A 12,527-nucleotide genomic window follows, 5' to 3' on the forward strand; every position below is an offset into this window, starting at 1 on the left:
AGCGAGAAACGGATGTCCGATTACGTGAACGAGAAATCGACAGCACCGCTTCTGCCCAGTGGAGCGGACACCTTCATCCGTAAACGGATCGAGGAAACGGTTGGCCTCGCCCTGCTGCTGCTGGCCGTTGCGCTTTTCCTTGGCTACCTCTCCTATTTCCCGCTGGACCCGTCCCCTCTGAAGGCAACCGGCGGTCCGGTGCGTAATCTGCTGGGCCGTTTCGGGGCCACGACGTCGGACATCGGTCTGCAGACGCTGGGGCTGGCTTATCTTGGCGTGATCGGGATTCTGATGGCCTGGGGCTGGCGCTGGTTTAGCCATGCCGGCCTGACCAAACTGTGGCTGCGCGTGACCCTGCTGCCGCCGACCGTGATGGCGCTGGCGCTGGCCTGCGGCGGTCTGCCGTCGGATATCGCCGTCAGCCTGCCCGCAGGTCCGGGTGGCGTCATCGGTGAGCTGGTGATGCAGCCGCTGGCTCTGCTGGGGCCGATGCTGGGTGGCGCAAGCCGGGGTACGATTGCTTTGTTCGGTGCCGGGCTTGCCGGTGTGCTGTCGATCTGGACGCTGGGTTTCGGGTCGTCGGAATACGCTGCCCTAAAGGCTGAATTGAAGCGTCGCAAGACAGGCGCGGGGGAAACCTTGCGCGGTCAGGCCGCCGCATCGCGCCGGGGCATCTTGGGATGGTTCCGTAAGCGGGAGAAGGCTGCAAACCCGTATCTTGCCGCGCCGCCACTGCCAGCGCCCAAGCCGGTTGCCGAAAAAGCCGTGGTGGCTCCCAAGCCGGTCGTGTCGAAGCCCGTCCAGGCCGCCTTGCCGCTGGAGGAGGAGCAGTCTCCGAATGCGCCGGTGATCCGCCGGGTGGTCGAACGGCCGGTGGTTACCTCCAGCGAGCCGCTGCCCAGCCCCTTCGATCCGGCCGAAATGACGCCGCTGCCCAGCCTGGAACTGCTGTTGCCCGCGCCGGAAAAGACCGAGCGGATGGACGACCGGCTGCTGCATGAAACCGCCAAGGCGCTGGAAGGCGTGCTGCAGGACTTTGGTGTGCGCGGTCAGATCGTCAGCTTCCGTCCCGGTCCCGTAGTCACGCTTTATGAGCTAGATCCTGCGCCGGGTACCAAATCGAGCCGCGTGATCGGCCTTGCCGATGATATCGCCCGGTCGATGTCGTCCATCGCCGTGCGTATCGCGACCGTACCGGGCCGCAACGTCATCGGCATCGAACTGCCGAACCCCAAGCGCGAGATGGTGGCCCTGCGCGAGCAGTTGGCCCATCCGGATTATGATCAGGCGACGGCCAAGCTGCCGCTGGTGCTGGGCAAGGACATCGGCGGCGCCCCGGTGATCGCCGATCTGGCCAAGATGCCGCATCTGCTGATTGCCGGTACCACGGGCTCGGGCAAGTCGGTCGGGATCAATGCCATGATCCTGTCGCTGCTGTTCAAGCTACCGCCCGAACAGTGCCGGATGATCATGGTCGATCCCAAGATGCTGGAACTCAGCGTCTACGACGATATCCCCCATCTGCTGACCCCGGTCGTCACCGACCCGAAGAAGGCTGTCGTCGCCCTGAAGTGGGCGGTGCGCGAGATGGAGAACCGCTATCGCGCCATGTCCAAGATGGGCGTGCGCAATATCGAGGGCTATAACACCCGCGTTGCCGATCTGGTGCGCGACGGTGAGGCCCGCGTGCGCCGGGTTCAGGTCGGTTTCGAGGAGGGCGGAGCCCCCATTTTCGAAGACCAGCCGCTGAACCTAGACCCGCTGCCCTACATCGTTGTCGTGGTCGACGAGATGGCCGACCTGATGCTGGTCGCGGGCAAGGAGATCGAAGCCTGCATCCAGCGTCTGGCCCAGATGGCCCGAGCCGCCGGTATCCACCTGATCATGGCGACCCAGCGCCCCTCGGTCGACGTCATCACCGGCACGATCAAGGCGAACTTCCCGACCCGCATCTCCTTCATGGTCACCAGCAAGATCGACAGTCGCACCATCCTGGGTGAAGGCGGTGCCGAGCAACTGCTGGGCCAGGGCGACATGCTGTATATGGCGGGCGGTGGCCGCATTACCCGCGTCCATGGTCCGTTTGTGTCCGATGGCGAAGTCGAACAGGTCGTGACTTTCCTGAAGGCTCAGGGCGAACCGGCTTACGTCGAGTCCGTGCTTGAGGATGACGAGCCTGCGGGCGGCTATGGGGCGGGCGATGGCGAGGAGAGCGAAGGCGGATCGGGCGATGCGATGTTCGATCAGGCCGTTGCCATCGTCGCGTCCGAGCGCAAAGCATCGACCAGCTACATCCAGCGGCGCCTGCAGATCGGCTATAACCGTGCGGCCCGTTTGATCGAGCGGATGGAAAGCGAGGGGATGGTTTCTGCCCCCAATCACGTCGGCAAACGCGAAGTCCTTTTACCTAAAGGATAGGGCGTTCGTCTGGCGGTGATCTGCGTCGTTGCTTTCCGTGCTCAGATCCTCGCGTACAGGAAGTACGCTCCGGTCTTGTGCCGAAAAGCGCCTAGCAGCTCATCCACCAGCCTTCACTTCTAAAGCCTCTTATTGGAGAACGTCATCCCCCGGCTCGATCGGCGGATCTCCTCCGGGAGCCTTTCCCGTTGGCGCTTAGACAGAGGTGCGCGTAGCGCAACCTCAAACTCCGCCTTGCTTTCGCCATGTCGAGCGGCGATACCGGGAGCATAAGGAGAAAAATCCATGCGTCTTGCCGCTCTTATCGCCTCGCTTTTCCTGATTGCCAGCCCGCTTGCGGCCCAGAACGCTAAACCGGCGACTCTGACCCAGCAGGATCGCGCCGATATTGCGCGGGTGGAAACCTATCTGACGGGCCTGAAGGCCGTCAGTGCCAAGTTTCTGCAGGTGAATAGCGACGGCGGTATTGCGCGCGGACAGTTCTATCTCTCCCGCCCCGGCAAGATGCGCTTCGAATATGCACCACCGACCCCGATCCTGATGGTCGCGGACGGTACCTTGCTAGTCTACCACAACCGGGAACTCGTGGAGACGACCAACCTGCCGCTGGCATCGACCCCGATTGGCATTCTGGTGCGCGAGCGGGTGAAGATGGATGGCGACGTCACCATCACGGGCGTTCAGCGCGGGGCCAATCTGCTGCGAGTCTCGCTGCGTAAAACCTCGGATCCTGATCAGGGCGAGCTGACCCTGATCTTTTCGGACAACCCGTTCAAGCTCGAACAGTGGGAAGTCCTGGATAGTCAGCGCAAAAACACCAAGATCACTCTGATCGATATGCGCGACGAAGATAAGCTCGATCCGCAGTTGTTTGTCTTCCGCGATCCGAAGTTCTTCGGGCCGAACGTTAAGAACTAGGCTTCAGGTCTAGTGGTTGCCCGCGCGATCCGCGACGATCCGCCCGGCCGCCACTTCAATGATCCGGCGGAAACTTTCTGCCACATCCCGCCGATGGGAAATCGCCAGCAGCGTGCGCCCGGTCAGGCGTCGGTGCAAAGCGGCGGTGACAGCGGTTTCGCCAACGGCATCCAGGCTGTTCAAAGCCTCGTCCAGGATGATGCAGGGCGCCCGGGTGGTCATGGCACGGGCGATGGCGATGCGTTGCCCCTCGCCCTGGCTGAAGGGGTCGCCCCGTTCGCTCATGAGTGTTTCCAGCCCCTGGGGAGCGCTGCGCAGGCGTTCCGTAAGGCGGCTGTCAGCCAGCAATGCAGGCCAGTCGGCATCCGCGCAACTGTGTCCCGGATCCATATTCTCCGCCACCGAGCCCGAGAAGAATGCGGCTGAAGAGCGTTGGAAAAAGAAGAAGCGTTTGCGATCGGCCAGGGTCATGTCGACCAATGGCCGCCCGTTGATTAGGACTTCCCCTTCGGTTGGCTGAACGAGGCCCAGAATCATGCCGAGCAGGGTGGATTTGCCGCTGCCGCTTTCCCCCAGGAACGCTACCTGCTCGCCCGGTTCGATGCGCAGATTGACGTCCTTCAAGATCCAGTCGCCGCTCTCGGTCTTCAGGCCGACGCCTTGCAGTTCGATAGCGCCAAATCCGGGTGCCTCATCCCGCGCAACCTTGTCCCGATGCACGGCCAGCGTGGTCGACAGGCGGCCATAGGCATTGCGGGCATCGGTCAGCAGCGGGGCCGCCTCGCCCAGGCGCGAGAGGCAGGGAAAGATCAGCATGGCGTAATAGAGAAAGACCAGCATGGTGCCGAGGCTGGAACTGTCGCCCTGGCTTTCCAGAAACAAAAGCGCCAGACAGGCAGCGGACGCGAGGCCGACAAACAGCTCCACCCCGGCAAAATAGAGGCTCTGGCGTCGCCACAGGAGGGTTCCCGCCTGGAACTGGCGGCGGATGAGATCGAGGGTGCGGCCAAAGAAGGTGGCGCGCACCTCACCGAAGCGGATGTCCAGGGTCCGGCTCTGCATCGCGCCGAGCCAGGACAGGAACTGCTCCTGGTTGGCCATCTGGGCGAGAAACGCGGATTTTCGCCAATTGGCGTAAAGCCAGATCAGCAGCGAGAGCACCGCAATCTCGGCCAGCAGCACAAAAAACAGCGACGGATGAAGCGTGGCGATGACGGCCAGCATCAGCAGCAGTTGGAAGGCTGCCAGAGTCGCGCCCACCACGACATCCTTGATGAGATTCTGGACCACCACCACGTCACCGCTCGCTGCCGCGATCACCCGGCCCAGGCCAAGGGCCGCGACGGATCGATAGGGGCCACGCAGAAGATTGGCGGCGATATCGCCCCGGATGAGACGGATGAAGCGTTCCGACAGGCCTGTGGACCTGTTTTCCTGGGTGACCCGAAGGGTAAAGATCGCAATCTCCAGGCAGGCGGCGAGGGCGACGAAAATCAGCAGCGCCTGAGTGCTGCCGGACAGGGATACCAACTCGCGCGACCAGTCGGCCCCTTGCGGGTCGACCAGGAACTTCACCGGCATCGGGCGTAGCACGATCAGGGCGGTCTGTAGGGTGGATAGCAGCAGAATCAGCCCCAGACGCCAGCGGTAATAGCGGTCGTAGGAGAGGAGCAGACGGTCGATGGCCAGCAGGATCATGGGGCGACCCTAAGGGGCTACCGGCATTCACTGCAAGCGACGCCGATGAGACAACTGCGCGTTCCCCTTGAATTCGGACGCGCGTCGCACGAAACTCGGTTGTATGAGCAAACGTGCGATCATCCTTGTCATGGACAGTTTCGGTATCGGCGCCACGCCCGATGCCGCCAGTTTCGGCGATACCGGGGCCGATACCATCGGTCATATCGCAGCGGCCCGCGCCGCGCGCGGTAATCCGCTGAAGATGCCCAATCTCGAAGCCCTGGGGCTGGGGGCAGCCGCGCGCCATGCGACCGGCCGCCTACCTGCCGGCTTCACCCGAACCTCTGGCTTTACCGGCGGTTTCGCAGCAGCCCGTGAACGCTCGCTGGGCAAGGATACGCCATCGGGCCATTGGGAATTGGCCGGTGTTCCGGTCGAGTTCGAGTGGGGCTATTTCCCGAAATCGGTGCCGAGTTTTCCGGCCGAGCTGACAAATGCGATCATCGCGGAAGCGGGCTTGCCCGGCATCCTTGGGAATTGCCATGCGTCGGGTACGACCATCATTGCCGATCTGGGCGAGGAGCATGTCCGCACCGGCAAGCCGATCTTCTATACTTCCGCAGACTCCGTCCTGCAGATCGCCGCGCATGAGGAGAGCTTCGGGCTCGACCGGCTCTATGCCCTCTGCAAGATCGCCTATCAGCATGTGCAGCCCTACAACATCGGCCGTGTGATCGCGCGGCCGTTCGTGGGCGCGCCGGGGTCTTATACCCGCACGGGCAACCGCAAGGATCTGGCGGTGCCGCCGCCCTCCAAAACCTTGCTCAATCAGGTTTCGGACAAGGGCGGCAAGGTCATTGCCATCGGCAAGGTGGGCGATATCTATGCCCATCAGGGCGTGACCCAGGTGGTCAAGGCCACGGGCCATGAGGCCCTTTGGGAAAAGACCCTGACTGCCCTGGATGAAACCGGGGATGGCGACCTGATCTTCACCAATTTTGTCGAGTTCGATCAGAGCTTTGGCCATCGCCGCAATATCGAAGGCTATGCCGCCGCGCTGGAGGAATTTGATGCCGCGCTGCCCGCCTTTGTCTCCAGGCTGCGCGAGGGCGATCTGGTGATGATTTCCGCCGACCATGGGTGCGACCCCACCTGGCCGGGCAGCGACCATACCCGCGAACATGTGCCGCTGATTTTCTTCGGGCCCGCCGCTAAGCCCGGTGACTATGGGGTCCGCAGCAGCTTTGCCGATGGCGGGCAGACCATTGCCCAGCACCTCGGTCTGTCTTCTCTTGGTGCCGGAAAGGCTCTGTTCTAGCCAAATGCGTGTTGTTGATCTCTACCGGTATCCGGTCAAAAGCCTGCGTGGCTATCGCGTCGAAGAAGCGTCTATCGAGAAAGTGGGCATGGCGGGTGACCGTCGCTGGCTGGTGATCGATACCAACGGTCGCTTTCTGTCCATCCGCGAGTTGCCGAAGATGACCACCATCGAGGCGATCCCCCATCCGGCTGGTCTGACCTTGCGGCACGCGGACGCGGGTGAGTTGCTGGTGGAATTCCCCAAGGCCGATGCGCCGCGTATTCCGGTGACGGTCTGGAAGGATAGTTTCCCGGCCCCGCTGGCCGCCGATGCGGCTTCGGAGTTTCTGACGGCGCTATTGGGTCAGCCGGTGCGGCTGGCCTATTTCGACGATCCCAGCGCGCGGCCGGTGGACCAGACCTTCGGCGGCCCCAACGATCACGTCAGTTTTGCCGATGGCTATCCGATCCTGATTACCACGGTTGGATCGCTGGCAGCCTTGAATGGGGAACTGGCGGCGCCCTTACCCATGACCCGCTTCCGTCCCAATATCGTGATCGACGGGGTGGAGCCTTGGGGCGAAGATACCTGGCGGGAGGTGCGGATCGGCGACCTGCGTGCGCGTATCGTCAAGCCCTGCGCCCGCTGCACCATCGTGACCCATGATCCGGTGACCGGCGAACGCCCGGCACGCTTGGAGCCGCTGACCACCTTGAAGCGGATCCATGCCACCGACGATGGCCGGATCATCTTTGGCCAGAACGTCATTCCGGATAATGAGGCTACCGTCAGGGTAGGCGATCCGGTCGAGATTCTAGCCAGCGGCAAGTCGAACCTGTTCTAGCTATCCAGGATCACGTCCTGCGCCTGCTCCACGTGGCGCAGCATTGATACCTTGAGCTTGCCGAGCGCCCGGCTTTCGAGCTGGCGGACGCGTTCCTTGGAGACGCCGAGCGTGTGGCCCAGTTCCTCCAGGGTGGCGCCGTCATCCTGCAGACGGCGGGCATGGATGATGCTGCGCTCACGCGGGCTGAGTTCAGCAAGGGCGGCGGCAAGCCAGACGAGGCGCTTATGGCCATCGCGGGTGGTAATGGCGCTGTCCTCGGGGTTGGGGCGCTCATCCGACAGGAAGTTCTGGGCTTCCTCGTCGCTATCCATGCCGACAGCGACATTCAAGGAAGCATCGGCGGCGGTCAGCCGCTGTTCCATGGCAATCACGTCACGGAGGGAGACGCCCAGCTCCGTCGCGACCTTGTGGCGCCCGGCATCGTCCATTCCGGCGCCGGGGCTTTCCTCGATCTGGGCGCGCAGCCGGCGCAGATTGAAGAACAGGGACTTCTGCGCGGCGGTGGTGCCGGTTCGCACGATAGACCAGTTGCGCAGGATATAGTCCTGCATCGCCGACTTGATCCACCAGGTGGCATAGGTGGAGAAGCGGACCTCGTGCCCGGTATCGAAGCGGGAGGCTGCCTGCATCAACCCGACACTGCCTTCCTGCATCAGGTCACCCAAGGGGAGGCCGTAGTGGCGGAAGCGGACCGCGCTGGCGATCACAAGGCGGGTGTAGGCTCCGACCAGCTGATGGAGCGCTTTTTCATCGCCCCTCTCGCGCCAACGTTCGGCCAGCTCATACTCTTCCTCCCGCGACAGGAGGGGGCGATTCATGGCGCCTTTGATAAAGTTCAGATTGGCACGCTGGCTATAGCTGTCGTCGAACTGGCCCATCACACGTCCCTCTGGCTTTCGGTCTTTCTAAAACCAGATACGCAGGGACTTGCCGGGCGGATCACCCGATCTAGCTTAACCTGTTAAACTTCAGAGGGTGATGTGGTCGATCAGGGCGCCATCCGGCCCGAGGCATGCGGCGAGCAAAGCGCCACCACGACCCGAACCGCCATCAAGCGATAACGTGGTCGCCGTCTCCACCAAGCCGGCGGCGCTGGGATCGAAGCCTCTGATAACGCGGCGGAATCCCTCGAACGGTTGGGTCACGCGGTTGAAGCCCGAGGTCGACCACCAGAAGGAATCGCGCTGCTGATCAAGCGGTTTTTCCGGATCAACGCCCGCGTTGACGAACAATAGCTCGCCCGAGCGGCTGACGGCGGCCCGGCGCAGATGGGTCAGGAAGGGCTGATGACCCGGGCGCGCGGCAATCATCGCCCGCAGCTGACCCGTCCAGCGGGCGAGCGCGACCGGCCCTTCACGGGCAGCGATGATCCCGTCGTTAGCAGCGCCGCCATAGGATTGCAGGGTGGCGGCGGCGCCATGATCCAGAACCCAGCTCAGAATCTCTCGCGGGTTGGGGGCGAAATGCAGCTGCAGCAGCTTAGACCACATCTCCTCCTGCGCGCCGCGCAGATAGGCATAATCCTCCAGGAACATATAGGGGCGTGCCAGAAGCCAGCGGCGGAAGGTAAGAACCTCCTCCACCGTTGCCTGAACATTGGCGCTGCCGCCCAGATAATTGCCGAGATAGACGACCTGATCGGGATATTGCAGGCGGCTGGCGATTTCCAGATGAAGGCGACGAAGCTTCTCCACCTCGCCCATTAACGAGGGGATTACCCAGATGCGCCCCTGGCCGATCAGCTGGGCGAATTTTGCATCCTGCGACATATCCCGTTGATCTAGAAGGCTAAGCGGGATGCGGTCAAGAAAAACCCCACCTGTTGTATACAGGCGGGGTTTTTCTACGAGATCATGTCTAAAATGCGGTCTATCGGCAGGCGAGAAACGACATTTTTGAGTCCGCGAAGACTTAGGCGGCCTGGAGAAGTTCTTCCAGACGCTTGGTCGCAGCGGCCTCGTCGATTTTCTCGACAGCAGCCAGTTCACGCACGAGGCGATCGAGGGCTGCCTGATAGATCTGGCGTTCGCTGTAGGATTGTTCGGCCTGACCGGTCGAGCGGTGCAGATCGCGCAGCACTTCGGCGATCGAAGCCGGGTCGCCCGAATTGATCTTGGCTTCATATTCCTGGGCGCGACGGCTCCACATGGTCCGGCGCACACGGGCGCGACCGGTCAACTTGCCAAGGGCCGCATCCATTTCGGTCTTCGACGACAGCGGGCGCAGACCGGATGTCTGAGCCTTCGTGATCGGCAAACGCAGAGTCATGCGATCTTTTTCGAAGGAAATAACGATGACCTTCAAATCGTAACCCGAAATAACCTGAGTCTCGGTGCCCAGAACCTGGCCAACGCCATGCGACGGATAAACGACGTAATCCCCGTTCGTAAAATCCTTCAATGCTTTTGCCATTCCCCATCCACCTTCGGTGCCCGACCGCCGCCAGGCTTCCATAAGCAAAGAAAAGACGGTTGACCGCCGCGTGCGGAGCGGCTAAGTCGGACAACCGAACCTGTCGAGATCTTGGCAGACAACGAATATCTAGACTCCGCCGCCTGAGCGGGGAGCACGGTCTGTTCCAATGCCCGGATACAGCCGTATTATTAGCAAAAAATGTCATAAATGGGTAGCCGATTCGGATTCTTACCGATTCTGCTGGAACTTTGCCGCAGGCTAGGCGTTGCGGGGGATAGCGCCATTTCCAGGGGGTAGCGCGCATGGGAGCTATGCGCCCCTAGCGAGCGGACGCGCCGCGTAACCAGTCACGAAATGCCGCGATTTTAGGCAGATTCGCCCGCTCAGCGGGATATGCGAGAAAATAATCGTTACCTGTCGCCAGCTTCAGGTCAGGGAAGGGGGCGATCAGACGACCGGCGCTTAAATCCTCTTCGATCAAGGGCAGGTTGGCGATGGCGACCCCGCGTCCTGACGCTGCGGCCTGGATCGAAAAATCCTCGGTATCGAAGATCTGATCGCGGAAATGCGCCAGGGCTGGGAGGCCCGCCAATTTCAGCCAATCCCGCCAGTCCCGCATATCGGCGGTCGGGTGCAGCAGGATCGTGCGCGCCAGATCCTTGGGGGATTTGAGGCGAGCGGCGACTTCCGGGCTTGCAACGGGGGTCAGCAACTCCGTCATCACCAGATCCTGGCGCAGGGCGCCTGTATTCTGCGGGCGATAGAGGATCGCCGCATCGAATTCGTGCGGCTGGAAATCATGATCCGGGAAGGCGGTAGACAGGCGCACCCGCACGGTCGGGTTCGCTGCCTCGAACGCATCGAGACGGCGGATCAGCCAGCGGATCGCGAAGGTCGGTGGCACCTTGAGCCGCAGTTCGTTCTGACTGGCTTTCAGACCTTCGGCGGCATGGGCAAGCCGGTCGAAGGCGTCACTGCAGGCCGAGAGCAGTCGGCGGCCCTCTTCCGTCAATTCCAGGCCCCGGTGCAGACGACGGAACAGCGGCAGCCCCAAGTATTCTTCCAGCAGCTTTACCTGGCGACTGACGGCCCCTTGTGTGACGAACAGATCCTCCGCCGCCTTGGTGAAGGACAGGGTGGCGGCGGCGGCTTCAAAGGCGCGAAGGGCGTTCAAAGGGGGCAAGCGAGGGCGCATAGTTGCTTTTGATATGAGTTTTCCTGGGCCAACTCATGAGAACATATGCTTTGTGTGCGACGCAATAAAGGCGCAAATCCTAGCTTACAGAGATTTTTTCGCCGGAGTTGCCATGATGAAAACTTTAAGCCTGAGCCTGGGCCAGTCCCGCGGTCGCGCTGCCGACGCCGCTTTGCTGCCCGTCATGATCAAACGCTTCCGCTATCGCCGTTCCCTGCGTCGCCTGCTTGAAACCTCGCCGCATCTGGTTTCCGACATCGGTCTGTCGCTGATTGAAGCGCGTCGCGAAGCGTCCAAGGCGTTTTGGCAAGAGTAGATCTAAAAGATCGTATTTTACGTAATTATTTTCTTTATTTCAGATGCACTGCTAGTCATGCGTAAAATTGAGAGCACACATTCCATCTTTGTCTTTGTCGGTTGAATAGTTCGCGCTCATTCTGCGGTTAACAAAGCGTTAACTGGAGAATGAAGATGTCCGCTACCAATGCTGCTATCGAAGCAGAGATCCACGCGACCCTGATCATGGTCGCCCGTCCGGGCAGCCTGCGGAAGAAGTCGCTGCTGAGCCGGATCATCACCCGTCTGCGGACCCGCAGCGCCCTGACCCGTCTGCAGGACACCTCGCCGCATCTGCTGGCCGATATCGGTCTGAGCGGATACGACGTGATGGTGGAGTTTCGCCGTCCCTGGTTCCAGATCTAAGCACCGGATTGCGCGCCTGAAGCGATGACTGCCGCGTCAACCCCCTTTCGCCGTCTGGCAGAGCCCCTCTGGGATCGGGTATCCCGGGGTTGGCATCGCCGACCGGCGTCGGATAGGCTCGACGCCTTCGCTCCTGCCGCTCCTGAAGGGAATGCCCCGATGACTGCCGATGCCGTATCCCGCCGCCGCCTGCTTCTCGATGGCTGTGTCAATCTGCGTGACACCGGGGGGTATGAGACGGCGGATGGGGGCAGCATCCAGTTCGGTCGCCTTTTACGCTCCGACAGTCCACACAAGCTGACGGCCGATGGTTGGCGTCACTTGGGTGAGTATGGTGTGCGCGCGGTGATCGATCTGCGTCGCCCGTCGGAAATGGCCCGCAACGGCTATAGCCCGACCGAAGATAGCTCGGTCCTTTATCACCCGCTGCCGATCTTTGACGATATCGAATATGAGACGGTGGATAAGCCCGCCCGTAACTTGAATCAGCTCTATACGCTGTTCCTGGAAAACTGCGGTCCCAGCTTCGTGCGCGCCCTGCGGGTGATGATCCGCGACGGTGGCACCTCCAGCCTCGTGCATTGCGCGGTCGGCAAGGATCGCACGGGCCTGACGATTGCCCTGGCATTGTCGATTGCGGGTGTTGCCAATGACGTGATCGCCGATGATTACGCCTTGAGCGAAACCTACCTGGCGCCGCTTTACCCTGAGTGGTTGGAGCAGGAGAAGACGCGCCCGGATGCGGATATCGAGCGTCTGCAGAATCTGCTGCAATCCAAGCACGACCATATGGTCTTCGCGCAGGATCTGCTGACCCGCAAGTTCGATGGTCCGCAGGGCTATCTGGAACATGCCGGGATGAAGGCATCCGAGATGGACGCCCTCAAGAAGTGGCTGACGGCGGCTTAACTCTTTATGTGGCCTACCGGGCTTTGCCCTACTTGAGGCCGCTTCTCCTCTCGCTCGTCATCCCCCGACTTGTTCGGGGGATCTCCTCCGAGAGCCTGTCAAACAGAACCGAAGTAGTGTGGAAACGTCCCCGGAGGAGATGC

The 12,527-nt window shown here is 61.7% G+C and carries 12 protein-coding genes; 7 read left to right on the forward strand and 5 right to left on the reverse strand.

Going from position 1 to position 12,527, the window contains the following annotated elements; all coding sequences use genetic code 11:
* Window positions 1-12 precede the first annotated feature (12 nt).
* Together ACFSM5_RS03560 and ACFSM5_RS03565 are read left to right on the forward strand one after the other, a co-directional pair.
* Entirely contained in the window at window positions 13-2,418 is a 2,406-nt protein-coding gene (locus ACFSM5_RS03560) for an FtsK/SpoIIIE family DNA translocase (RefSeq protein ID WP_379874863.1), read from the forward strand.
* A 285-nt stretch (window positions 2,419-2,703) separates the two neighbouring features.
* Window positions 2,704-3,336, forward strand: coding sequence for a LolA family protein (locus ACFSM5_RS03565; RefSeq protein ID WP_379874864.1), 633 nt, complete (start codon window positions 2,704-2,706; stop codon window positions 3,334-3,336).
* Between the two features lie 9 nt (window positions 3,337-3,345).
* Here the strand turns inward: ACFSM5_RS03565 and ACFSM5_RS03570 are convergent, their stop codons facing one another.
* Window positions 3,346-5,034: an ATP-binding cassette domain-containing protein gene (locus ACFSM5_RS03570; RefSeq protein ID WP_379874865.1), complete on the reverse strand. Its 1,689-nt coding sequence runs from the start codon at window positions 5,032-5,034 to the stop codon at window positions 3,346-3,348.
* A gap of 103 nt (window positions 5,035-5,137) precedes the next feature.
* On the opposite strand from ACFSM5_RS03570, the gene ACFSM5_RS03575 reads away from it, so the two are divergent.
* The gene (locus ACFSM5_RS03575) at window positions 5,138-6,334 is read left to right on the forward strand and encodes a phosphopentomutase (protein WP_379874866.1); all 1,197 of its coding nucleotides are present in this window, start codon (window positions 5,138-5,140) and stop codon (window positions 6,332-6,334) included.
* A 4-nt stretch (window positions 6,335-6,338) separates the two neighbouring features.
* Window positions 6,339-7,160, forward strand: coding sequence for an MOSC domain-containing protein (locus ACFSM5_RS03580; RefSeq protein WP_379874867.1), 822 nt, complete (start codon window positions 6,339-6,341; stop codon window positions 7,158-7,160).
* Here ACFSM5_RS03580 and ACFSM5_RS03585 read toward each other — a convergent pair.
* From ACFSM5_RS03585 to gcvA, 4 genes are all read right to left on the reverse strand, one after another.
* Complete coding sequence (locus ACFSM5_RS03585) at window positions 7,157-8,041, reverse strand: RNA polymerase factor sigma-32 (RefSeq protein ID WP_379874868.1); 885 nt, start codon at window positions 8,039-8,041, stop codon at window positions 7,157-7,159. The two genes, ACFSM5_RS03580 and ACFSM5_RS03585, sit on opposite strands and share 4 nt — an antisense overlap.
* Before the next feature lie 90 nt (window positions 8,042-8,131).
* Window positions 8,132-8,932 carry a hypothetical protein gene (locus ACFSM5_RS03590; protein WP_379874869.1) on the reverse strand — a complete coding sequence of 267 codons (801 nt, stop codon included), beginning with the start codon at window positions 8,930-8,932 and terminating at the stop codon, window positions 8,132-8,134.
* A gap of 142 nt (window positions 8,933-9,074) precedes the next feature.
* Window positions 9,075-9,575, reverse strand: a complete 501-nt coding sequence (locus ACFSM5_RS03595; protein ID WP_379874870.1) for a CarD family transcriptional regulator — start codon at window positions 9,573-9,575, stop codon at window positions 9,075-9,077.
* Between the two features lie 322 nt (window positions 9,576-9,897).
* Window positions 9,898-10,773: a transcriptional regulator GcvA gene (gene gcvA, locus ACFSM5_RS03600; protein WP_379874871.1), complete on the reverse strand. Its 876-nt coding sequence runs from the start codon at window positions 10,771-10,773 to the stop codon at window positions 9,898-9,900.
* Between the two features lie 112 nt (window positions 10,774-10,885).
* Here gcvA and ACFSM5_RS03605 point away from each other — a divergent pair, with 112 nt between their 5' ends.
* The 3 genes from ACFSM5_RS03605 to ACFSM5_RS03615 all read left to right on the forward strand — a co-directional run bounded on the left by ACFSM5_RS03605 (window position 10,886) and on the right by ACFSM5_RS03615 (window position 12,384).
* Window positions 10,886-11,089 (forward strand): DUF1127 domain-containing protein, encoded by a 204-nt coding sequence (locus tag ACFSM5_RS03605; protein ID WP_379874872.1) that lies wholly within the window; start codon window positions 10,886-10,888, stop codon window positions 11,087-11,089.
* A gap of 155 nt (window positions 11,090-11,244) precedes the next feature.
* A complete protein-coding gene (locus tag ACFSM5_RS03610; RefSeq protein ID WP_379874873.1) occupies window positions 11,245-11,475 on the forward strand; it encodes a DUF1127 domain-containing protein in 231 nt (76 codons plus the stop codon).
* Between the two features lie 159 nt (window positions 11,476-11,634).
* The gene (locus ACFSM5_RS03615; protein ID WP_379874874.1) at window positions 11,635-12,384 is read left to right on the forward strand and encodes a tyrosine-protein phosphatase; all 750 of its coding nucleotides are present in this window, start codon (window positions 11,635-11,637) and stop codon (window positions 12,382-12,384) included.
* Window positions 12,385-12,527: the final 143 nt, after the last annotated feature.

Source organism: Lacibacterium aquatile, assembly GCF_042683105.1.
In the GTDB taxonomy this organism is placed as follows: domain Bacteria; phylum Pseudomonadota; class Alphaproteobacteria; order Elsterales; family Elsteraceae; genus Lacibacterium; species Lacibacterium aquatile.

Coding starts and splice junctions, on each gene's coding strand:
- gcvA (WP_379874871.1), bottom strand. CDS start 10,773: ATGCGCCCTCGCTTGCCCCCTTTGAACGCCCTTCGCGCCTTTGAAGCC.
- ACFSM5_RS03575 (WP_379874866.1), top strand. CDS start 5,138: ATGAGCAAACGTGCGATCATCCTTGTCATGGACAGTTTCGGTATCGGC.
- ACFSM5_RS03610 (WP_379874873.1), top strand. CDS start 11,245: ATGTCCGCTACCAATGCTGCTATCGAAGCAGAGATCCACGCGACCCTG.
- ACFSM5_RS03560 (WP_379874863.1), top strand. CDS start 13: ATGTCCGATTACGTGAACGAGAAATCGACAGCACCGCTTCTGCCCAGT.
- ACFSM5_RS03605 (WP_379874872.1), top strand. CDS start 10,886: ATGATGAAAACTTTAAGCCTGAGCCTGGGCCAGTCCCGCGGTCGCGCT.
- ACFSM5_RS03615 (WP_379874874.1), top strand. CDS start 11,635: ATGACTGCCGATGCCGTATCCCGCCGCCGCCTGCTTCTCGATGGCTGT.
- ACFSM5_RS03590 (WP_379874869.1), bottom strand. CDS start 8,932: ATGTCGCAGGATGCAAAATTCGCCCAGCTGATCGGCCAGGGGCGCATC.
- ACFSM5_RS03585 (WP_379874868.1), bottom strand. CDS start 8,041: ATGGGCCAGTTCGACGACAGCTATAGCCAGCGTGCCAATCTGAACTTT.
- ACFSM5_RS03595 (WP_379874870.1), bottom strand. CDS start 9,575: ATGGCAAAAGCATTGAAGGATTTTACGAACGGGGATTACGTCGTTTAT.
- ACFSM5_RS03570 (WP_379874865.1), bottom strand. CDS start 5,034: ATGATCCTGCTGGCCATCGACCGTCTGCTCCTCTCCTACGACCGCTAT.
- ACFSM5_RS03580 (WP_379874867.1), top strand. CDS start 6,339: ATGCGTGTTGTTGATCTCTACCGGTATCCGGTCAAAAGCCTGCGTGGC.
- ACFSM5_RS03565 (WP_379874864.1), top strand. CDS start 2,704: ATGCGTCTTGCCGCTCTTATCGCCTCGCTTTTCCTGATTGCCAGCCCG.